Source organism: Priestia sp. 40, assembly GCF_049368575.1.
Classification (GTDB): domain Bacteria; phylum Bacillota; class Bacilli; order Bacillales; family Bacillaceae_H; genus Priestia; species Priestia zanthoxyli.
This window is the reverse complement of the sequence record NZ_JBMPZA010000016.1, coordinates 74,040-94,786: the sequence shown is the minus strand read 5'-3', so window position 1 is coordinate 94,786 and position 20,747 is coordinate 74,040. Positions and strand designations below refer to the sequence as shown.

The 20,747-nt window shown below is 38.7% G+C and carries 20 protein-coding genes and 2 pseudogenes; 14 read left to right on the top strand and 8 right to left on the bottom strand.

Features of this window, described 5'->3' with window-relative positions:
• Positions 1-166 precede the first annotated feature (166 nt).
• The 4 genes and pseudogenes from ACO1DI_RS18885 to ACO1DI_RS18870 all read left to right on the top strand — a co-directional run bounded on the left by ACO1DI_RS18885 (position 167) and on the right by ACO1DI_RS18870 (position 2,697).
• Entirely contained in the window at positions 167-781 is a 615-nt protein-coding gene (locus ACO1DI_RS18885; protein ID WP_223260157.1) for a poly-gamma-glutamate hydrolase family protein, read from the top strand.
• Positions 782-1,121: 340 nt separating this feature from the next.
• A pseudogene (locus tag ACO1DI_RS18880) lies at positions 1,122-1,730 on the top strand (methyltransferase).
• A gap of 156 nt (positions 1,731-1,886) precedes the next feature.
• Entirely contained in the window at positions 1,887-2,024 is a 138-nt protein-coding gene (locus ACO1DI_RS18875) for a hypothetical protein (RefSeq protein ID WP_181903706.1), read from the top strand.
• 238 nt (positions 2,025-2,262) lie between these two features.
• A complete protein-coding gene (locus ACO1DI_RS18870; protein ID WP_013056794.1) occupies positions 2,263-2,697 on the top strand; it encodes a MerR family transcriptional regulator in 435 nt (144 codons plus the stop codon).
• A 60-nt stretch (positions 2,698-2,757) separates the two neighbouring features.
• Here the strand turns inward: ACO1DI_RS18870 and ACO1DI_RS18865 are convergent, their stop codons facing one another.
• The 3 genes from ACO1DI_RS18865 to ACO1DI_RS18855 form a co-directional block, all read right to left on the bottom strand.
• A complete protein-coding gene (locus ACO1DI_RS18865; RefSeq protein ID WP_013056795.1) occupies positions 2,758-2,970 on the bottom strand; it encodes a hypothetical protein in 213 nt (70 codons plus the stop codon).
• 129 nt (positions 2,971-3,099) lie between these two features.
• Entirely contained in the window at positions 3,100-3,246 is a 147-nt protein-coding gene (locus tag ACO1DI_RS18860) for a hypothetical protein (protein ID WP_013056796.1), read from the bottom strand.
• A gap of 140 nt (positions 3,247-3,386) precedes the next feature.
• Positions 3,387-3,695 (bottom strand): hypothetical protein, encoded by a 309-nt coding sequence (locus ACO1DI_RS18855; protein WP_014460362.1) that lies wholly within the window; start codon positions 3,693-3,695, stop codon positions 3,387-3,389.
• 219 nt (positions 3,696-3,914) lie between these two features.
• On the opposite strand from ACO1DI_RS18855, the gene ACO1DI_RS18850 reads away from it, so the two are divergent.
• The gene (locus ACO1DI_RS18850; protein WP_014460361.1) at positions 3,915-4,274 is read left to right on the top strand and encodes a hypothetical protein; all 360 of its coding nucleotides are present in this window, start codon (positions 3,915-3,917) and stop codon (positions 4,272-4,274) included.
• A 77-nt stretch (positions 4,275-4,351) separates the two neighbouring features.
• Positions 4,352-4,531, top strand: coding sequence for an H-type small acid-soluble spore protein (locus tag ACO1DI_RS18845; protein WP_013056799.1), 180 nt, complete (start codon positions 4,352-4,354; stop codon positions 4,529-4,531).
• Between the two features lie 71 nt (positions 4,532-4,602).
• Here ACO1DI_RS18845 and ACO1DI_RS18840 read toward each other — a convergent pair whose 3' ends face one another.
• Positions 4,603-5,673, bottom strand: coding sequence for a DUF3900 domain-containing protein (locus ACO1DI_RS18840; RefSeq protein WP_013056800.1), 1,071 nt, complete (start codon positions 5,671-5,673; stop codon positions 4,603-4,605).
• 162 nt (positions 5,674-5,835) lie between these two features.
• Positions 5,836-6,738 (bottom strand): LysR family transcriptional regulator, encoded by a 903-nt coding sequence (locus tag ACO1DI_RS18835; protein ID WP_013056801.1) that lies wholly within the window; start codon positions 6,736-6,738, stop codon positions 5,836-5,838.
• Positions 6,739-6,872: 134 nt separating this feature from the next.
• Between ACO1DI_RS18835 and gltB the strand changes: the two genes are divergently transcribed.
• Together gltB and gltD are read left to right on the top strand one after the other, a co-directional pair.
• Positions 6,873-11,426 (top strand): glutamate synthase large subunit, encoded by a 4,554-nt coding sequence (gene gltB / locus ACO1DI_RS18830; RefSeq protein ID WP_217028071.1) that lies wholly within the window; start codon positions 6,873-6,875, stop codon positions 11,424-11,426.
• 16 nt (positions 11,427-11,442) lie between these two features.
• Positions 11,443-12,924, top strand: a complete 1,482-nt coding sequence (gltD, locus tag ACO1DI_RS18825) for a glutamate synthase small subunit (RefSeq protein WP_013082931.1) — start codon at positions 11,443-11,445, stop codon at positions 12,922-12,924.
• A gap of 33 nt (positions 12,925-12,957) precedes the next feature.
• On the opposite strand, the gene ACO1DI_RS18820 is transcribed toward gltD, so the two are convergent.
• Positions 12,958-13,437, bottom strand: a complete 480-nt coding sequence (locus ACO1DI_RS18820) for a hypothetical protein (protein WP_014460357.1) — start codon at positions 13,435-13,437, stop codon at positions 12,958-12,960.
• A 52-nt stretch (positions 13,438-13,489) separates the two neighbouring features.
• Positions 13,490-13,960, bottom strand: coding sequence for a staygreen family protein (locus tag ACO1DI_RS18815; RefSeq protein ID WP_042992149.1), 471 nt, complete (start codon positions 13,958-13,960; stop codon positions 13,490-13,492).
• A 202-nt stretch (positions 13,961-14,162) separates the two neighbouring features.
• Here ACO1DI_RS18815 and ACO1DI_RS18810 point away from each other — a divergent pair, with 202 nt between their 5' ends.
• The 3 genes from ACO1DI_RS18810 to ACO1DI_RS18800 all read left to right on the top strand — a co-directional run bounded on the left by ACO1DI_RS18810 (position 14,163) and on the right by ACO1DI_RS18800 (position 17,376).
• Positions 14,163-15,563, top strand: a complete 1,401-nt coding sequence (locus ACO1DI_RS18810; protein ID WP_014460355.1) for a tannase/feruloyl esterase family alpha/beta hydrolase — start codon at positions 14,163-14,165, stop codon at positions 15,561-15,563.
• A gap of 248 nt (positions 15,564-15,811) precedes the next feature.
• Positions 15,812-16,666, top strand: a complete 855-nt coding sequence (gene folD, locus ACO1DI_RS18805) for a bifunctional methylenetetrahydrofolate dehydrogenase/methenyltetrahydrofolate cyclohydrolase FolD (protein WP_028408722.1) — start codon at positions 15,812-15,814, stop codon at positions 16,664-16,666.
• Between the two features lie 110 nt (positions 16,667-16,776).
• Complete coding sequence (locus tag ACO1DI_RS18800; RefSeq protein WP_116738320.1) at positions 16,777-17,376, top strand: DUF3298 and DUF4163 domain-containing protein; 600 nt, start codon at positions 16,777-16,779, stop codon at positions 17,374-17,376.
• Between the two features lie 2 nt (positions 17,377-17,378).
• Here ACO1DI_RS18800 and ACO1DI_RS18795 read toward each other — a convergent pair whose 3' ends face one another.
• On the bottom strand, positions 17,379-17,645 hold the full coding sequence (locus ACO1DI_RS18795; protein ID WP_014460351.1) for a hypothetical protein: 267 nt from the start codon (positions 17,643-17,645) through the stop codon (positions 17,379-17,381).
• A gap of 172 nt (positions 17,646-17,817) precedes the next feature.
• Between ACO1DI_RS18795 and ACO1DI_RS18790 the strand changes: the two genes are divergently transcribed.
• The 3 genes and pseudogenes from ACO1DI_RS18790 (at position 17,818) to ACO1DI_RS18780 (ending at position 20,721) form a co-directional block, all read left to right on the top strand.
• Positions 17,818-19,242, top strand: coding sequence for a phospholipase D-like domain-containing protein (locus tag ACO1DI_RS18790; protein WP_014460350.1), 1,425 nt, complete (start codon positions 17,818-17,820; stop codon positions 19,240-19,242).
• Positions 19,243-19,392: 150 nt separating this feature from the next.
• Complete coding sequence (locus ACO1DI_RS18785; RefSeq protein ID WP_047751084.1) at positions 19,393-19,629, top strand: YuzF family protein; 237 nt, start codon at positions 19,393-19,395, stop codon at positions 19,627-19,629.
• A 180-nt stretch (positions 19,630-19,809) separates the two neighbouring features.
• Positions 19,810-20,721 (top strand): annotated as a pseudogene (locus tag ACO1DI_RS18780) (manganese catalase family protein).
• Positions 20,722-20,747: the final 26 nt, after the last annotated feature.

The window sequence follows — 20,747 nt, the reverse complement described above, 5'->3', positions numbered from 1 at the left end:
TTTGACTATCTGGTGAACTTTTAACGAGCAAGAAACTCGAACTTAATCGTACCATATTTATTGGTAATTGCAATCACATAGTATGTGATGAAAGAAAAGATGTGGTACATTAAAGAAAGAACTAATAAGTTTGTTTACTATGTCTTATTCACAAGGAGGATATATGATGCCAGATAAATATGCTAGCTTCTCTGAACTTGCCTCTTATGAAGTATACAACCAAGACTACAAAATTCAATTTGAAATCAGACCTTCTAACATTATTATGCTCGCGATACACGGCGGAGGTATCGAAACGGGAACATCCGAACTTGCTGTTGGACTAGCAGGAAACGAATACTCGTACTATATATTTGAAGGGTTAAAGAAATCAGGAAATGCCGACCTTCATATCACATCCACTCATTTTGATGAACCTCATGCGCTAACTATTATATCGAAAGAAGACTATGCAGTATCTTTTCATGGATACAATGATAAAAGTGAAAAACACACTAAAATCGGTGGTGCTGACAAAGCGTTAAGGTCCAAAGTACGTGAAGCGCTTGTTTCCAAAGGCTTTAGTACAGAAATTTTATCAGATCAAGATCCTTTTTCCGGTACAAGCCCTAGAAATATAACCAATAAAACAGCTAGGCGGATGGGTGTGCAAATTGAGATAAGTAAAGCGCAAAGAGAAGCTTTTTTTGCAACTAACACGAGAAATGAACGTAAAAATTCTAAAACCCAGGAATTTTTTGAGTATATATCAGCTATTAGAAGTGCATTTCCTCTTAGATAAATCAGATACGTTTAGTATTTATTAAACAGGTTAGATTTATTACGGACATGTTTGTGGTATACATATAGTAACTACATAAACTGGAGGAGATAATCATGAAAAATTTTGACCAAGAAGATACCCTAGAAAGACTTAAAGCCTCTTATTGATATTTAAAAAGCATAGATATACCAGAAATCAGCACATTAGATGATCAAAAACGAGCGGAAGCTGTGCATTTAATCGAAGAGATTGGTCTTAAAATATCAGAAATGCGTGTGAAAGTAGAGTGAGAAAAAAGAGAAAGAGGGACATCTGTCCTTCTTTCTCTTTTTCAACAACTATAAACAGGAGATTGGCCATGAATGAGCAATATTATGACGCTTTATTAAATATAAAAACAACGGGAGAACAAAAGGGATTTAATGATTCATTCCATTACCACCGTTATGAACCCACGCCTTATAGTGCATTAGAAACACTTTTCACTCAGTATGAGCTAACAAGCAGCGATAGAATTGTCGACTTCGGGTGTGGGAAAGGGAGGCTGAATTTTTATGTGAACTACCTATGTAATGCCACCGCTGTAGGGATAGAAATGAATGAGCACTTTTATGAGCAGGCCATAGATAATCAGAGGCGCTATTTAAAAAAAGCCAAGGGTTGAAAACGTCATATTCATTTTCAGTGTTGTTTAGCCCAGGAATATAAGATTCATCCACTAGACAACTGCTTTTATTTTTTTAACCCTTTTTCAGTTCAAATTTTTATCCAAGTAGTGAACAATATTTTGCTTTCGTGGGAAGAGAATAAGCGCGAGATTGATTTGATTTTGTATTATAGTTCGGAGGATTATCTTCATCATCTCGAAAAACACCCTTCTTTCATTTTGAAAGAAGAGGTAATGCTGCCAGAGTTGGATCGTAAAAATCCATATGAACGGTTTTTGATTTATAAAGTCGCTTATTAAGACGACCTATTTACTATTTTATAAAGCTGTACCGTCGCCGCGTCGCCGGTTCTATTTAACAAATCAGCAGGGGCTAGAAAAAGACCTGCTGATTGTATTTATAACTTTTTAGAAATTAAAGCATAACACTTTATTATGTAAGCGCTTTCTGTTATAATGAAACTAGGTTGGATAGCATGCGTGGCTATCGGTGTACTCAGCGCAGGCGGGGCTAGTACAGAAAGAGAAGGCTACATACAAGTTAATAAACATTTAGTGGATAGAAAAAAGAAGTCTCAAAAACAAATTTATTAATTTGTATGCTAAATCGTAAATTAACAAAAACGGCATTTATGATAAGGTTTTAGAGAAAAGAACCCAGTATATACTGTATAAGCAATTTTTTTACTCTAAAAAAGGGTAAAGAAATTGCTTATTTATTTTTAAATAAGTGTACAGCTGTTCAGATTTGTTTTGAGATATCTAACGTTAGTGTATAATAGTAACAAGTACGAAAAGTTGACATTGTTAATTGATTAAAGGGGATTTAAAAATGAGTGAACTAAAAATAGATGATGTAGCGAAGCAAAGCGGTTTAACAAAACGTACGATTCGTTATTATGAACAAATTGGACTGATGCCAGCACCTCCAAGAAGTGAAGGTGGATTTCGTCTGTACACTGAAGAACATGTAGAATTCTTAAAGAAAATTACGAATGCCAAAGAAGTCATGGGTTTTTCACTTCAGGAATTACAGGAATTTCTTGCTTTAAGTGATACTCTTGAAATACAAAAGATGGATTATAGGCAAGTGAAAGGAACAAGTCAACAAAAAGAAAAGTTAGAGCAAGTGTTACATACGGTAGAAGAGCAGCTCAAGCTGATTGAACAGAAAAAGAAAAATATCTTAAAAGTAGAGTCTGACCTTCTGTCACTGAGAGATCGTGCTAAGACTGCAATTGTAAAATTTGAGCAGGAAGAATCATAAAAAGCAGGCGCATTCACCAGAAGAGTGCGTCTGCTTTTATGGTTTTTATAGGGCATTCATTTAGGATTGTGAAGTGTTTTCTTCTAGCTGTACCCCTAAAAGAAGTAGAATAGCCTGTATCCCATCGGCTTTTCCACTGTGAAAGCTTCTTGTTTCAGCATCCAAAGCTTCATTTACAGATTCCATCATATTTGATTCGTATAAGTCTAAAATCAATTGTTTTCCTTCGGGACTCAAATGCAGCTGCCCGCGTTCCTTCATTTTAAACTTCAACTTCTTCAACTCCCTTTCCCATAATACTATCAGTATACAAAATTAATAACATTTACGTAAACGTTAATTTTTGTATATGCACAGAAGAACGTATTGAGTATAGGTACTAAGTGAAGTGAGAGATACTGATTATCCTTTGCTTGTTTTAATGTTTGTCAGCTTATAGCCGCAAGCTGAGCATGTATAGATAACGTTTTGATTGGATTGAGCAGTTAAAACGGTAGCAAGCTCTTTTTGAGAATGACAGTTAGGACAAATAACAACAGGGGATTTCATGTGATTTTCTCCTTTTCTTTTTCATAGTCAAATTTTATTTTATGTAAAGTTTAATCAAATATCCTTTGTGCTATCAAAAACGACGGAAGACATGTAAAAAGCATTCTCGCTCAAAAGAAACGGGAATGCTTAAGGTGAGTTTAAAATCCGTCCTGGCTTGCTGTAAATGGAATGTTAAGTCTTCTTTCTACATTGCGTAAGCGCTGATTTAATCTGTTTATACGGTCAGTATGTCGCTCCACAACGCGATTTAAACGAGTAATTTCTCTGACTTGCTCCTCATTTTGTCTCTCAAGGGCACGTATTCTTCGTTCAAATCCTCCAAGATTTTGAAGCTGCTGTCTTTCATCGTATTCTTCATGCTGTGGTACGTAAGGGGGATAGTATTGTTGAACTGAGTAATCAACTTGCTGAGGAATATATCCAGAGTTGAAATAATAAGGGTTCATTAGGGCACCGCTCCTTTTAAATAGTAAATTCAAATTAAACACGATATAACGTATGCGAAGATAAGAAAAATGCTATAGGCACATACCTAAAGACATTCTGTATTTAAAAAGGAAAGTATTTTTAAAAGCGAAAAGGAGATAGCTGCCTCTTTCTTGAATATGCAAAATAGAAAAGCTTCTTTTTTAGACACTTTATTTAAGAAAGAGGGAAAGTGACCGATGGCTCAAGGGAAACAAAAACCAGCACCTAAAATAGAAGAATCAAAAGCTCCGCCTGCAAAGAAACAAAAGTCGAAGAGCCGCAGCACCAAAAAAGCGCAGCCTTCTATATCGCCCTGGGTAAAAGCTGCTTCCGTTTTATCTAACATTGATTTCATTCGTTTGTTTCGAGTGCTGTTTCTTGCTTTGGTGGTTGGCTTTATTGTGTATCAATATATTTTACTTACAAAAGGGATCTTCATCAAAACATACGTAGAGCTTTGGCATCATCACAAAATGATCTTGCTAGCTGGAGCTGCATTTATTATCTATACTTCTTTCATCTTTTACCTTGGCTACCGCACCGCTAAAAAGCGCTAGAACTATTCTAAACGGCGAATATCATCCATTCTTTAAGCAAACCTTATATGTATCTCAGCATAGAGGGGGTAAGAAACGTGGACAAGCAGCGAGCAAAACAAATTGCTGATTCACCCGTTATGGCTAACGTTACGTATAACGATACGGCCGTTTATATTCAACATGTAAGCGAAGAAAATGATACGGTAAGAATTTATCCGCTAGGTCAGCCGGAGAATGAACAAAATGTTTCCGTGAGCCAATTAGTAGAGAATTAAGGTGGATAAATAGAGCTGATTTTTTAGTTAAATAAAAGCCAGAGAGCTATGTTATACTCTCTGGCTTTTATTTATTCTTCCCATTTCTTACTGCTGATTTTCTCAATAATTCCGTGCAAATCATCCGGCTTATGAAACTCAATCGGAGACGCGCCTTTTTCAAACAGAATCGATTCTGCTTCAATTAACGCCACGTAGCGTCCGTTTACTTTCGCCAAGTGAATATTCTCCCCAAAATCAGCTAACAGTCCTTTAATCTCTGTTTCGCCAAGCTTCATTTTAAGCTCCGCATCAGGCGTATGCTCGACGATATGAGCAGCAGCTTCCATGACTTGGTGGGTATCCAAACGTTCTTGAAGCTCACGCTTTTCACTTGTTGCCCACAGTTCCATGTCTGACTCAAACTGTTCAAGCTCTACGCTTTCTGCTTCAAACGTTTCGCTGACGTGTTCACGCACCATATCCATCACTTGTGTTTTCATAATCTCAGGCATCGGCTCGTTATAGTCAATGAATTTCAAGAAGTCTTCAAAGTAACGGGCGTGAGACGCTTGGTGGATGACAAGTTCACTTTCTTCCACCATGCCTTCTTCAGGCATGTATGGATATTGAATGGATTTCATGTTTTTAGTAGTAATAGCCATCTCTACGTGGCGAATAAGGGTTGATTCATCTGAAATTGAAGCCACTTTTGGTTCGAAGTCACATTTTAAAATAAACACAAAAGCATGATCAAAATATTTTCTTGGAACAGCAGATACAACTAAAAATGCTCCTCCTCGAACCGCTGCAGTATCAAGGTATGCATTGATAAACTGCTCGCTATTTTCTTCAAATTCTTCTTTGGTTGTGGCAAAACGAGTGCGGTGAAATAAATTATAATTAGGGTTTGAGTCGAGAGCGTGTCCTGGTTCAACTATAAAATACCCGAGCTTTGTAGGCACTTGTTCTGCTTTAGGGTGTCGCTCTACTTTGCGCTTTACAATCTTTTTAAATTCACCGTCTAAAAAATCTTTAATGGAACTTTCTTCATATTCTTCTGTATCAAGCGTTTGAAAATGCTTATATTGTTTAGAAGCCTGTTCTTCTTTTCCTTCTACTTGTATTACGTAAAATGATAAAAAATTAATTTTAAAATCCATAGCAGTCACCTTGTTTCTTTTTAGTCAGTTACTTCAGTATAAGAAAGAGTCCGGTAAGCGTCAATGCCTGTTAGCTTTAGGGAAAAAGAAGATCTGTTTATAGAATTGATCAGCTGAGAAATAGTGTGTAAAGCAAAGAATAAGAGAGGCAGGGGGCCTCTATTATTTATACTGCTCCAACCGTTCAAAAAAGGTTTTGACAAACTTATAAAAAATTTTATCAGAAGGTGCTAAATCACGATTTCTAGGAATAATCATCCCGACTGTACGCTGAAGCTGCGGCGTATGAATAGGAAGTTTAGTCGTAAAACGAGGAGTCGTTTCAGACACTGTGCTTTCAGGAAGAAGAGTGACGCCAATTCCTGCGGATACAAGGCCTTTAATCGCATCTAAATCTTCTCCTTCAGATGAAATATTGGGCATGAATCCTGCTTGTTTGCAAGCGTCAAAGGCCATTTTATGTAAAATGAATCCTTTTGGAAATAGCACAAAATCTTCATTTCTTAAATCCCGCAGCCGAATGTTATCCCGTTCAGCGAGCGGATGATGAGAAGGAACAAGGGCTAAAAGATTTTCAGTGAATAGAATATGCCCTTCTATACTCTGATCCTCTACAGGTACAGGGCCTAAAAAAGCGATATTAATATCTCTTTTTTTAACCGATTCAATTAAAAATTTGTACGAACCTTGTCTAAGATGAAAAGCAACATTTGGGTGTTCTTCTTTAAAGGCTGATATAATAGTAGGAAGAAGGTGACTAGCAAGACTTGTTGGAAATCCGATTTTAATCGTTCCTCTTTCGGGATCCAAGTATTCATCGATTTGCTCTTTCGCATAGTCAATCGCTTTCATAGCCGTCTCGGTATGCTCGAGAAAGACTTTTCCTATTGCTGTTAACTTGACATTTCGTCCTTCGCGTTTGAATAAACTAACACCTAGCTCAGACTCCAGGTTCGCGATTTGACGGCTGATTGCTGATTGAGCTACATGCAGATATTCCGCCGCCTCAGATACGTGTTCTCTTTTTGCAACTTCCATAAAATAGCGTAATTGACGCAGTTCCATAGGCATCCTCCATCTATATATATCAAAATTAGATTAGTTTTATCTAAATTATATATTGTTTATATTGATTTGAAAACTTACAATGTAAACAGGTGATCTTAAAAAGATAAAGAAAACGAACGGGGGAGAAGAAGATGACATACAATCAAATGCCGAAAGCTCAAGGTCTCTACCGTCCTGAATTTGAGCACGATGCATGTGGAATCGGACTATACGCTCAATTAAAAGGCGTAGCGTCACATGATATCGTTAAAAAAGGACTAAATATGCTTTGCCAGCTTGACCATCGAGGCGGACAGGGAAGCGATCCGCTAACAGGAGATGGAGCTGGATTAATGGTACAAATTCCACACGCGTTCTTTAAAAAGACATGCGTTGAACTGAACTTGCCAGAAAAAGGTCGTTATGGAGTTGGAATGATCTTTTTCTCAAATAATGAAGACGAGCGTCGAGAAATTGAAGCTTATATTAATAAATTAATTGAAGAAGAGGGACAAACGTTATTAGGTTGGAGAACTGTACCTGTAAATGTCGGAAAAATCGGAAAAGTTGCAAAAGAAAGCTGTCCGTATGTACGACAAGTATTTATTGGAGCGAACGACAGTATTCAAGATGACTTAGCGTTTGAGCGTAAACTATATGTTATTCGCAAGCAAGCAGAAAATTGGGCGCAGGCGCGTCAAAACCGTTTTTATTTTACGAGTCTTTCAAGTAGAACAATTGTGTACAAAGGGTTATTAACGCCTGAACAAGTTGATGCTTTTTATCTTGACCTACAAGATGAAGACTTTACTTCAGCGTTTGCTTTAGTGCATTCTCGCTTTAGCACAAACACGTTCCCAAGCTGGGAAAGAGCACATCCAAACCGTTATTTAATTCACAACGGTGAAATCAATACGCTTCGCGGTAATCAAAACTGGATGAGAGCGCGCGAACAGCAGTTTGTTTCGGACGCATTTGGTAAGGATTTACCGAAGGTTCTTCCAATTTTAGATGCTGAAGGAAGCGACTCATCCATGTTAGATAATGCGCTGGAGTTCTTTGTATTGGCCGGCCGCAAGCCAGCGCATGCAGCGATGATGCTTATTCCAGAGCCTTGGTCTGAGAATCCGCACATGTCAAAAGAAAAACGTGCTTTCTATGAGTATCATAGCGCATTAATGGAGCCATGGGATGGTCCGACTGCTATTTCGTTTACAGATGGAAAGCAAATCGGTGCTATTTTAGATCGTAACGGTTTACGTCCAGCTCGCTATTATGTTACAAAAGATGATTACATCATACTTTCATCAGAAGTAGGCGTCATTGATGTTGAAGATGAAAATGTATTATATAAAGATCGTTTAAGCCCAGGTAAAATGCTTCTAATCGATTTAGAGGAAGGCCGAATTATTTCAGACGAAGAAATTAAATCTGAAATGGCACAGGCTGAGCCTTATCAAGAGTGGTTAGATGAACAGCTGGTAACGTTGCCAGAAGTGCAGGAAGAAAAATCTGAATACTTCGATGATTTGGTTATTCGCCAGAAGTCATTTGGCTACACGTATGAAGATATTCATAAATATTTAGTTCCAGTTATTACAGAAGGAAAAGATCCGCTTGGTTCGATGGGTAATGATACTCCATTAGCCGTGTTGTCTGATCGTCCTCAATCGCTGTTCAATTACTTTAAGCAGCTGTTTGCTCAAGTAACGAACCCACCGATTGATGCTATTCGTGAACAGTTGGTTACATCAACAATGACATTGCTTGGTGCAGAAGGGAATTTACTGCATCCAACAAAAGAAAATATTCATCGAATTCAGCTTGAGACGCCGGTTTTAACAAACGATCAAACTGATCAGCTGAAGTCTGCTATTCATCCAGATTTCAAAAGTGCTGTTATTTCTGCTGTGTTCACAAATGATTTAAAAGCAGATCTTGATCGCGTATTTGCTGAAGCTGAATCGGCAATTAACGCAGGCGCTAGCATTCTTGTTCTGACAGACCGTGAAGCAGGAGCTCAATCTGTAGCTATTCCAGCTTTATTAGCGGTCAGCGGGCTTCACCAGCACTTAGTGCGAAAAGGAAACCGTACAAAGGCGAGCATTGTAGTGGAAACAGGAGAAGCACGTGAAGTGCACCATTTTGCAGCGCTGATTGGTTACGGCGCAGACGCAATTAATCCATATCTTACTTTTGCAACATATCAAAATGAAATTGACGCAGGTACGTTGAACGTATCGTATGACTATGCTGTTGAGAAATATGTAAAAGCTGTTACTGAAGGTGTCGTAAAAGTAATGTCTAAAATGGGTATTTCAACGGTGCAAAGTTATCGGGGCGCACAAATTTTTGAAGCAGTTGGAATCAGTGCAGAGGTTATCGAGCAATATTTTACAGGTACTGCTTCGCAGCTTGGCGGTATCGGTTTAGATGTTATTGCAAAAGAAGCGAAAACGCGTCATGACAATGCTTATGTTGAAACAATTGAGCAAACGTTAGAATCAGGAAGTGACTTCCAGTGGAGACACACGGGCGAGCATCATGCGTTTAATCCAAAAACAATTCACACGTTGCAGTGGGCTTGCCGTAAGGGAGATTACAGCTTATTTAAAAAATTCTCTGAATCGGCTAATGAAGAACGCATCGGTTTCTTGCGCAACCTATTCTCGTTTAATGAAACGCGTTCATCTATCTCCATTGATGAAGTGGAATCAGTTGATTCGATTGTAAAACGTTTTAAATCAGGTGCTATGTCGTTTGGATCTTTAAGTCAAGAAGCTCATGAAACATTAGCGATCGCGATGAACCGTTTAGGAGCACGCAGTAACAGTGGAGAAGGTGGCGAGCATCCTAGCCGCTACACTGTGGATGAAAATGGAGATAATCGCCGCAGTGCGATTAAACAGATTGCTTCTGGCCGTTTTGGAGTGAAAAGTCATTACCTTGTGAATGCGGATGAGCTTCAAATTAAAATGGCACAAGGTGCAAAACCAGGAGAAGGCGGTCAGCTTCCAGGAAACAAAGTATATCCATGGGTAGCAGATGTGCGTGGATCAACGCCAGGAGTAGGCTTAATTTCACCTCCTCCACACCACGATATTTACTCGATTGAAGATTTAGCACAGCTTATTCATGACTTAAAAAATATAAACCGTGATGCACGAATCAGCGTCAAACTCGTTTCAAAAGCAGGAGTAGGAACGATTGCTGCCGGAGTAGCAAAAGGAGTAGCGGACGTTATTGTTATTAGCGGTTACGACGGAGGTACGGGAGCATCTCCAAAAACAAGTATTAAACACACTGGACTACCGTGGGAACTTGGCTTAGCAGAAGCTCATCAAACGCTTATGTTAAACGGTCTTCGTGAAAAGGTAGTGCTTGAAACAGACGGGAAATTAATGACGGGTAAAGATGTAGTCATGGCAGCACTTTTAGGAGCAGAAGAGTTTGGTTTTGCTACGGCGCCTTTAATTGTTTTAGGCTGTATCATGATGCGTGCGTGTCACTTAGATACATGTCCAGTTGGAGTGGCAACGCAAAACCCAGAGCTTCGTAAAAAGTTCCTAGGAGAAGCGGATCACATCGTTAACTATATGAAATTTGTTGCACAAGAAGTGCGCGAAATTATGGCTGAACTTGGATTTAAAACAGTGGATGAAATGGTTGGACGTACAGACGTATTAAGCGTTAGCGAACGTGCAAAAAATCACTGGAAAGCGCAGCACTTAGACTTAACAACTCTTTTATATCAAGCTGAAGGTGTACGTACCTTTAAAACACCTCAAAACCACAAAATTGACGAATCTCTTGATATGCAAAAGATTTTGCCTGCGGTACAGCAAGCAATCGAGCATAAGTATCAAGTTGAGTTAGAACTGCCAATTTCTAATATTAACCGTGTAGCTGGAACAATTGTAGGAAGTGAAGTTACAAAACGTTACGGTGAGAAAGGTCTGCCAGAAGATACGATTACTCTTCGATTCACTGGCTCTGCAGGACAAAGTTTTGGTGCGTTTGTTCCAAAAGGAATGTCTATGTATCTAACTGGAGATGCAAATGATTATATCGGAAAAGGTTTATCAGGAGGTAAAATCATTGTTGCTCCACCTAAGGAAACAACGGCTGTGTCAGGTGAGAATGTTATCGTCGGGAACGTTGCATTTTACGGTGCAACAAGCGGTGAAGCCTATGTTAGCGGGCTAGCAGGGGAACGTTTTGCAGTTCGTAACAGCGGTGTGAACGTAGTGGTTGAAGGAATTGGCGATCATGGCTGTGAATATATGACTGGCGGACGTGTTGTCGTATTAGGCGATGTAGGTAAAAACTTTGGTGCAGGAATGTCAGGCGGTATTGCTTACGTATTTGCTGATGATCAAGAAGCATTCAAAAACCTTTGCAATAAAGACATGATTGGATTTGAGAGCTTAAAAGGCGAAGAAGCAGAAGAAGTAAAAGAGATGGTTTCAAATCATCTGAAATATACGAACAGTCATAAAGCAGCATTTGTCTTGGAAAATTGGGAACAATCACTTTCAAAATTTGTAAAAGTGATTCCGAATGATTATAAACGCATGATGAATCGCATTGAAGAGCAAAAAGCAGCTGGACTAACGGAAGAAGAAGCAGCTATGAGTGCGTTTGAGGAAAATGCAAAACAAGAAAAGAAAGCATCGGCAAAACAACAAGAAGCGGTAGCTCAGTAAGAAAGGGGAGAGTACGATGGGAAAACCAACAGGGTTTATGGAAATCAAACGTGAAAAAGGGAAGGAACGTGACCCGTTAAAACGTTTAGGTGATTGGAAAGAGTATGCTGCTCCTTTATCTGATGAAGCGCTAAGCCGTCAAGGAGCACGATGTATGGATTGTGGCACACCTTTTTGCCACATGGGAATGGATATTAATGCTTTTACTTCCGGATGTCCAATCTATAACTTAATTCCAGAGTGGAATGATTTAGTTTATAAAGGACGCTGGAAAGAAGCTTTAGAGCGTTTAATGAAAACGAACAACTTCCCGGAGTTTACAGGACGCGTTTGTCCTGCTCCGTGTGAAGGTTCCTGTACGCTTGCTATTTCAGATCCAGCGGTTTCGATCAAGAATATTGAACGCGCTATTATTGATAAAGGCTTTGAGAATGGGTGGATTACTCCGCGTATTCCGGAGAAAAGAACAGGCAAAAAAATTGCTGTTATTGGCTCTGGACCAGCAGGCTTAGCGAGCGCAGATCAGCTGAACCAAGCGGGTCATTCAGTAACGGTATATGAAAGAGCAGATCGTGCCGGCGGTTTATTAACATATGGAATCCCAAATATGAAGCTAGATAAAGAAGTAGTGGAAAGACGTGTTCGTTTATTGACGCAAGAAGGTATTGATTTTGTAACGAATACGGAAGTTGGAAAAGACATTACTGCTGAAGAGTTAAAAGAACAATATGATGCTGTGATTTTGTGTACAGGAGCTCAGAAGCAAAGAGATCTAGTATTAGAAGGTCGTGAAGCAAAAGGAGTTCACTTTGCAATGGACTACTTAACAACTTCAACAAAAAGCCTTTTAGACTCTAACTTCAAAGATGGTCAATTTATTGATGCAGAAGGAAAAGACGTTATTGTTATTGGAGGCGGAGACACGGGAGCTGACTGTGTGGCTACTGCTCTTCGTCAAAAATGCCGCAGCGTTGTTCAGTTTGGTAAACATCCTCAGCTTCCTGCTGAGCGTACGGCAGATAATATGTGGCCTGAATATCCACATGTATTTAATCTTGAATATGCTTATGAAGAAGCACAGGCGAAATTTGGGGACGATCCACGTGAATATTCAATTCAAACGAAAAAAATCGTGGCAGATGAGCAAGGCAATCTAAAGGAACTTCATACGGTTCAAATGGAAAAAGTAAAAGGTGAAAATGGACAGTACATCTTTACCGAAATTCCAGGAACAGAAAAAGTATGGCCAGCTCAGCTTGTCTTTATTGCGATTGGGTTTGAAGGTCCAGAGCATCCGGTTCTATCAGCGTTTGGTGTTGAAACGAAAAATCGTCGCGTAGATGCAGCGTATGGAAATTACAAAACAAATGTTGAAGGTGTTTTTGCTGCTGGTGATGCTCGTCGTGGGCAAAGTTTAATCGTATGGGCTATTCATGAAGGTCGTGAAGTAGCTAAACAAGTTGATAGCCATCTAATGGGAGCAACTGTATTACCATAACAAAAAACCGTCACAATTGTGGCGGTTTTTTGTTTATCTAGGATTTGGCACTTCATTTCCTCTTCGTAAATTTTCAAATGAAACGGTTAAAATCGTGTTGGTGATTCGAATTTGTGAAGCGGGGGAAACGCTGTATAAGTTAAAAAGTTCAAATATCCAGGGGTCACGTTTTTTCAGCTGTCGCGCCGCTTTTTCGACACGTTCGTTAATAGATCCGCTGTAATTGCTATAGTTATCATCAACAAATCTTACAATGGAACGAAATAAGTATTCTGTTAGTTTGCTATCCATCCCGCCTCGTTGAGCATCTCTGTAGATGGACTGATACTGTCGTTTTAAAATTTTCATCACTCTGTCTACATCGCGTGTAGATCTAACTTCCTCTTCTTCATGCAGGATATAAGAAAATAAGTCTTCGTTGTATCTATAAGGTTCTAAATAATTTTCATTCGTAGTAGGAACCACTGGATGGTAATAGCGCGGCATATAGGGGTAAACCCATTGACTGTACATGAAACATTCACACCTTCCTCGTTCATTTCCCATTAGTTTATGCACGAGCGTGCTAGCTGCTGCATGTTTGTTTTAAATAAAATTTAGGAGTTTGATAATAGGACCACCCTCTAAATTCTTGATAAGTCGATATGAAATAAATGTAAATCGGTGTATTTAGCAAGTCGGGATAATGTTGAAAAAACGCTTGGTCTCCGTAAAACATTGCTTCTAAAGCAAGGGGGAGTTCCCGGCGGAAAATCTGATAACGAAGCTGCGCTTGTTCCCGGCTGAATTCACCTCCGCTAACAAAAACTTCGCCTTGAATAACTGCTTGTCGGTCTGTTACATGAAGAGCAGCTAGTACTTCATCACGCATATTTTTATCTATCGCCTTCTTGTTGTATGAGCATCCGATGCTTAAAAAAAGCTGACCGGTTGTATCGGAATGAGTAAGGGTATATTTTCGTCCGGAAACCGGATAGGAGGAAGTAGCAGGTGGAATAAGGGTCGTAGAAAGTTTTGAAGAATTAAACGAACTCATAGTCATTGACACTCCTTTTTTTGAATAAATTTCAATATTATACGGTGCTATGGGCTCAGTTGTGATAAATGTCTATTTTGTTTCTGTAAGAAAGGCGTTTTGATGTACTTTTTAAAAGGTTGATGGTAATATTTAACTAAAATGATGCGTGTACAGTCCCCACAGATTATCTTCAAAAGCAAATGTGAATGGAGGTTATCACTTGAATATCATAACGTTTGACGGTAAGTATGGAAACTGGTTAACGACTAAAAATCCTCTTCAATTTCAAGCAGCCACTGCTTATGGAAACATCGGGCTAGCTCCTATCTATTGGGGAACAAAAGAAGAAAAAAATGGATGGTATTACATGTATCAGCCTGAAGAAATAACGGGCGTTCAAGTAGAAGGTGAAGCTGACGGTGGTAAATTTCTCATTCGAATTCCTGATGATTGGAATGGAAAGTTAGTTATGTCAGGAGTCCCAGCTACCCGAGATGAGAAATCAACGGATTTACTATTCAGCGACTATGTGTTGGCAAAAGGATTTGCGTTTGCTGCTTCTGATAAAGGAACTCAGGGAGAAGAAGTAAGAGATGATCCATTTGCTAAAGCAAAGAATGCGTTAGTCAAAGAAGAAGACTCCATTAAAAAATGGCATATTCAATATCGCGAAGTGACAAAAATCGCGCAGAAATTTTTATTTGAAAATTATCGTCATAAACTTCAGAAAGAAGTGACAGAATATTTTGATATAAAAACATATGCGTTGGGTATTTCTAATGGTGGTTACGTTGTTCGCTACGCTTTAGAAAACGACGGGAAACATGGAGAGCCGCAGCTTTTTAATGGAGGCGTTGAATGGGAAGGGGTTATGTGGCGAGCTGATCACGATAATTTAATTACTTCCCTAACACCTGTTGTAAATCATGCCCAAGAAGCACTGTATACAGTAGGTGAATCGCAAAAAGAAGCTTTGCATCGGTTGTATCAAGCAGGATTGCCAAAAGGATCTGAGTTTCTATGGCCATATCATGACCAGTATTATTGGTTTTTAACGCTTAATATATATAGAGATGAGTTTGACAGTCAGGCACCTGGAAGCATTCCGTGGCAAAAATACTTGACGCTTTTTGAAAACGGAGTGAGAGATCGCTCGTTAGACTCTATTTTTGAAAAGTATGATTATCGAGAAAGACCGCAAGATGTAAAGCAACGCGTCCGTGAAATTGAAAATACAGGTGATATTTCCGTTCCATTGATAAGCATTACAGGGTCGCTAGATGCTCTTATTTTTCCAGATATTCATGCCTATCCTTATGAACAACTAGTAAAAGATTCTGGTAAACAGCACCTTCATCGTCACTATGTAATTGAAAATGGAAACCACATTGATAGCTTAGTGTGGAATCATCAAATTGATCCAGATCGAAAGCTTCAGCCTCTTCTGCCTTATGTGTATCAAGGATTTGAACTACTATGTGATTGGGTGGAGAATTTTGAAGAACCTCCGAAAAATAAGAAAATAAGTGTGCCTCTCAAGGAAATGCATGTAAAGGATCTAAAAACAGAGGAAGACGTACTGCCGTTGACTACAAAGAAAAGCGTATCAACAGAAAAATAAATCGTCGAAAACCGTGCCGAAGGTGCGGTTTTTAATTTGGAAAAGCAACGTTTGAATAAAAACAGCTTTGGTGAATGCAAAATATTATAGTGCGATAAGAATGGAATATACGTTATTTGTTATTTATTTTCATCTATTTAAAATAAAAATAATAAAAACATTGAACAAAACCGAACTTTTGTGTTAGATTAATAACTATAATTCGTACATTTATTAAATGGCTACAGTTGAAAGGAGCAAAAAACATCATGACAGCGAAAGTAATTAAAGGAAAAGAAGTAGCGCAAGAACTGCGCGCCGCATTAAAAGAAGAGGTAGCTCAATTAAAAACAAAAGGTATCGTTCCTGGTTTAACCGTGATTTTAGTAGGAGAAAACCCTGCTTCCCAATCATATGTAAAAGCAAAAGCAAAGGCTTGTGAAGAAATCGGTGTTGCATCTGAAATTATCAAACGTGACGTAACGATTACTGAAGAAGAGCTTTTAAACGAAATCCATCACTTGAATGGAAATCCATCTGTTCATGGTATTCTTATTCAACTTCCATTACCAAAACATATTGATGAAAAAGCAGTATTAAATGCCGTATCTCCTAAAAAAGATGTAGATGGCTTCCACCCAGTAAGCGTAGGGAATATGGTCATTGGCGATGAGTGCTATTTACCATGTACACCACACGGTATCGTTGAGTTAATTAAACGTTCAGGTGAAGAAATTTCAGGTAAACATGCGGTAGTAATTGGACGAAGCAATATTGTTGGTAAACCAGTATCCATGCTGTTACTTCAAGAAAGTGCAACGGTAACAATTGCTCACTCTCGCACAAAAGATTTATCTGCTTTAACAAAACAAGCTGATATTCTTGTGTCAGCTGTAGGACAACCTAGACTTATCAAAGCAGATGATATTAAGCCGGGTGCCATTGTAATTGATGTAGGTAACACAATGGAAAATGGTAAACTCGTTGGTGATGTTGATTACGAAGCGGCTTTAGAAGTTGCAGGTTATATCACACCAGTACCAGGCGGCGTTGGTCCGATGACCATCACGATGCTATTAAAAAATACGGTAGACGCTGCTAAAACAATTAACAACGTAAAATAATAGAAAGTTAAAAATCCCGTGCGTATATGCACGGGATTTTTTTGCTTCAGTAATGGAATGAAAGCTAAAAGAATAGAATGTAACAATCTGTATAGAAAGAGGAGGAAGCGATGGTTACGTTACCTGCAACGGTATATTCTCAACAAATGGTGAAGAAAAAGTTAAACGTTTACTATCCAGCTGTTCATTTGACTAATCAAGCTGTTCAGCACAGCATTAACAGTAAAATCTTGCAGCGTACGAATGAATTAATTCGTCAGCAGGGATATGGAGAAAATCCGGATACAGAAGAAACGGGTTATTATGAGTTGAAAACAAACGAGCGAAATGTGCTCAGCTTAACGCTTGTCAATTTTGCTTATTCCGGGGGAGCGCACGGATTGACCGTGGTAGTTCCGTTAACATTTAACGTGCTGAATGGAAAAACGTATCAACTAAAAGATTTATTTAAAAAAGACAGTAATTACGTGAGTGTTCTTTCTAAAATAGTAGGAGAGCAAATAAAAGAGCGCGATATTATGGTTCTTGGAGAATATAAAGGAATTAAACCAGATCAAGATTTTTATATCGCGGATAAATCACTTGTGCTATTTTATCAGCTGTATGACCTGGCTCCTTACGCATATGGAATTCCTTACTTTCCAATTTCTATCTATGCTATTCAAGATATTATTGCAGATGAAAGTCCACTTGGACAAATGTTTGGATAAAGTTATAAAAAGTTGCGGTGCGGCCGTACGTATCTTTTTAATTCGGCCGCTAACTGCTGACGAAGCGAACGAACGCTAATCGCTTCAGCAATATCTTTTGCCACGGGAAATACACCGATTTTAGTGATATGAACACGAAGATACCCCTCATACAAGCATCCTCGCTCCGCATGCTTGATTTTGGTGCGTACAACAGCTTCTATTTTATCGTTTTCATTTTGCAAAGGGTAAGAATCTGTAATATGAAAACGAAAAGAATATTCCTCCATCACCATCATCCTTTTTTCTATGATATGTACTAGCATACTATACAAATAGTGAATCAGAAAAAATAAATGTGTCAAAAGAACAAAGCGCAAAGCAATCAAGGAAGCAGTTTCTTGCATGTAATGATCATTATTTGTGAACGATAACAGAAAAAGACAAAAAGCTGGAGTTGTGATGATAAAAATAGCATTCAAAGGATTACTTATTATTTTATCTTTATATATTCTGTATGTGGTTATAACGGCGGTGGTTCTCTTTTATGTACCTTTAAAAACAGGTGAGGAAACGACCTCAATTAAACCGGCTAGCTTTTTTGGTCACAGTGAGTCTACGGATCGAGTGAGACTTCTTGAAGATGGTTATGAGGCAGGAAGAGTACGTATTCAAATGATTCAAGAAGCTGAGAAATCGATTGATATTGCTTATTACTCAATAGGAAAAGGAGAGTCAACTGATTTAATTATGGCCGCTCTTTTTAAAGCAGCTGATCGAGGCGTCCATACTCGGGTTCTTTTGGATGGGATAGCTAACGGCTTACGGGGAAACCGAAGGGGCGTGCTCTATGCATTAGCTTCACATCCTAATATTGAAGTGAAGTATTACGAACCATTTCAATTGTTTAAACCTTGGGCGTGGCAAAATCGTATGCATGACAAAATAATGGTTGTAGACGGACAGCTAGGCATAATAGGAGGACGGAATATAGGGGACAAATATTTGGCTAAAAAGCCTCCTCCAGACTTCGTCTATGATCGTGATGTCTTTATTACAAACAGCAAACATAAACAAGATAGCGTCATCACTCAAATGCAAAATTATATAAATGAATTATGGGCTCATCCTTACACTAAAAAAGCTTTTCATCATCTCACACAGTACCAGGTCGATCAGGGAAAGAGGATGGAAGCTTTGCTGCTGCAGCAATATGATAAAGCTAAGCAAGTAGGAGAAACGTTTGCGACGCCTAAGATTAATTGGAATGATTCCACCGTTCCTACAAAGCGTGTTTCTTTTATTCATAATCCAATTGAACGCTTTAATAAAAGACCTTTTATGTGGAAAACGTTTATTAACCTGGCAGAAGCAGCTAACGGCTCTGTTCTTATTCAAAGTCCTTATGTGGTGCCCACCAATGCGATGAGAAAGTATACAGCAATGAAAAAGAAGCCAGACGTTCAATGGACGCTACTCACAAATTCAGTTACATCTACGCCCAATGTGTTGGCTTTTTCCGGGTATATCAGTATGCGTGATATGATTGTGAAGACAGGTGTAAAGCTTTACGAATACCAAGGACCTTATTCCATCCATGCCAAATCTGTGATTTATGATCAAAGACTCAGCGCCGTAGGCTCTTTCAATTTAGATTCCCGTTCTACGTTTTTGAATAATGAATCAATGGTCATTATCGATAGTCAAGAATTTGCAAAAGAGCTGACAAAGGCGATGGAAAACAAAATGGATAAAAGTATTCTTATTGCCAATCACAAGCGATGGATTAAATCTCCTGAGATTCAAAAGAAAGAAGAACCTGTTATAAAGCGAACCTTCCTATACACACTTGCAAAAGTAACGAGGTTCTTTAAGGAATTTATTTAAACGAGTGACGATATAATAAAAAAACAGCCAATGAATATTCATTCATTGGCTGTTTTTTTATTATATCCTAAGAAGAAAGAAGTTTTGGTTCAGGAGGCGATGTTAAAAGCATACATTAAAGCGAATCTTTAAAGTGAAAGGAGCGATTTCATGTCTTATGAAGAAGATGAACGCAACTATGAAACGCCGTCGATGGTGACACACGTCGATCCTTATGTATATGCTACACTGCAGTCTGTTCAAGGGAAGGATGTCGTGATTGAGACGGTAAGAGGAAGTGTAAGAGGCAGAGTGAAAGATGTGAAAATTGATCATGTTGTGATTGCAGCTAAAGGCTCTACCTTTTTTGTTCGAATTCAGCAAATTGTGTGGATTATGCCCGAATAAGTAATGAACAGTAGAGTTATCTCTGCTGTTTTTTATGTGGAAAACATACTTAATTCTTATAGAGAGAATGAAACAACCTTTTGGACACATACAAGTAAATAGACGGATTTACGTTTTAATTTTATTTACATGTATCGAAATAAGTCAGTATCTAATTATACTAGGTTGGGGGAATGTGCCGTGTTCAAACGAATAGATAAGTTACTCATTGATTTACCCGAATCCAAAAACCCAGATCCAAATGCGGCTGCTGCCGTTCAAGAATTGTTGGGCGGCAAGTTTGGAGAAATGTCAACGCTGAATAATTACATGTATCAATCATTCAATTTTCGCTCCAAGAAAAAGCTAAGACCGTTTTATGATTTAGTAGCAAGTATTACTGCAGAAGAATTTGGACATGTGGAACTTGTGTCCAATACAATCAATCTTATGCTGCAAGGAACAACATTTCCAGGGGACCCAAACATTGCACCACTACAAAATGCGAAGAACCTTCGAAATACTTCTCATTTTATTGAAACCGCTCAAACAGCGTACCCTTTTGATTCGATGGGAAGACCATGGACAGGGAGTAACGTGTTTAACAGCGGAAATTTAATCTTAGATTTACTTCATAATTTCTTTTTAGAATGCGGAGCACGTACACATAAAATGCGTGTATACGAAATGACGGATAATCCCGTAGCTCGTGAAATGATTGGGTATTTATTAGTACGAGGCGGAGTCCATGTTATTGCCTACGCAAAAGCACTCGAAATAGCAACGGGCGTGGAGATGACAAAGCTTATTCCAATTCCTAATTTGAGCAACAAGGCATTTGATACAGCAAGGAAATTTGAAGATCAAGGAGTTCATCGTTGACTTTATACGTTCAGCGACGGCGATTACAAAAAAATAGCTCAAATATGGAAAGGTACGCATCCCGAAGATGGCAGTTTATTAGAAGTCATCGAAGGAACGCCTAACGGAAGCAGCATTCCTGATTTAGATGACATACCAGAAGAGTTTGCTCCTGGCATCGGTCCGGATGAATTTGCAGAAATTGCCCGTCGTTTGCAGCAGTCTGCAGGAATTTCAGACTATAAAAAATAAATTCAGCGGAAAATTTTCCACTATTC

Bases quoted from the DNA above. Each gene is read 5' to 3' on its own strand.
- ACO1DI_RS18885 (WP_223260157.1), top strand. From the start codon at position 167: ATGCCAGATAAATATGCTAGCTTCTCTGAACTTGCCTCTTATGAAGTA.
- ACO1DI_RS18875 (WP_181903706.1), top strand. From the start codon at position 1,887: ATGAAACTAGGTTGGATAGCATGCGTGGCTATCGGTGTACTCAGCGCA.
- ACO1DI_RS18870 (WP_013056794.1), top strand. From the start codon at position 2,263: ATGAGTGAACTAAAAATAGATGATGTAGCGAAGCAAAGCGGTTTAACA.
- ACO1DI_RS18860 (WP_013056796.1), bottom strand. From the start codon at position 3,246: ATGAAATCCCCTGTTGTTATTTGTCCTAACTGTCATTCTCAAAAAGAG.
- ACO1DI_RS18855 (WP_014460362.1), bottom strand. From the start codon at position 3,695: ATGAACCCTTATTATTTCAACTCTGGATATATTCCTCAGCAAGTTGAT.
- ACO1DI_RS18850 (WP_014460361.1), top strand. From the start codon at position 3,915: ATGGCTCAAGGGAAACAAAAACCAGCACCTAAAATAGAAGAATCAAAA.
- ACO1DI_RS18840 (WP_013056800.1), bottom strand. From the start codon at position 5,673: ATGGATTTTAAAATTAATTTTTTATCATTTTACGTAATACAAGTAGAA.
- ACO1DI_RS18835 (WP_013056801.1), bottom strand. From the start codon at position 6,738: ATGGAACTGCGTCAATTACGCTATTTTATGGAAGTTGCAAAAAGAGAA.
- gltB (WP_217028071.1), top strand. From the start codon at position 6,873: ATGACATACAATCAAATGCCGAAAGCTCAAGGTCTCTACCGTCCTGAA.
- gltD (WP_013082931.1), top strand. From the start codon at position 11,443: ATGGGAAAACCAACAGGGTTTATGGAAATCAAACGTGAAAAAGGGAAG.
- ACO1DI_RS18820 (WP_014460357.1), bottom strand. From the start codon at position 13,437: ATGTACAGTCAATGGGTTTACCCCTATATGCCGCGCTATTACCATCCA.
- ACO1DI_RS18815 (WP_042992149.1), bottom strand. From the start codon at position 13,960: ATGAGTTCGTTTAATTCTTCAAAACTTTCTACGACCCTTATTCCACCT.
- folD (WP_028408722.1), top strand. From the start codon at position 15,812: ATGACAGCGAAAGTAATTAAAGGAAAAGAAGTAGCGCAAGAACTGCGC.
- ACO1DI_RS18800 (WP_116738320.1), top strand. From the start codon at position 16,777: ATGGTTACGTTACCTGCAACGGTATATTCTCAACAAATGGTGAAGAAA.
- ACO1DI_RS18795 (WP_014460351.1), bottom strand. From the start codon at position 17,645: ATGGAGGAATATTCTTTTCGTTTTCATATTACAGATTCTTACCCTTTG.
- ACO1DI_RS18790 (WP_014460350.1), top strand. From the start codon at position 17,818: ATGATAAAAATAGCATTCAAAGGATTACTTATTATTTTATCTTTATAT.
- ACO1DI_RS18785 (WP_047751084.1), top strand. From the start codon at position 19,393: ATGTCTTATGAAGAAGATGAACGCAACTATGAAACGCCGTCGATGGTG.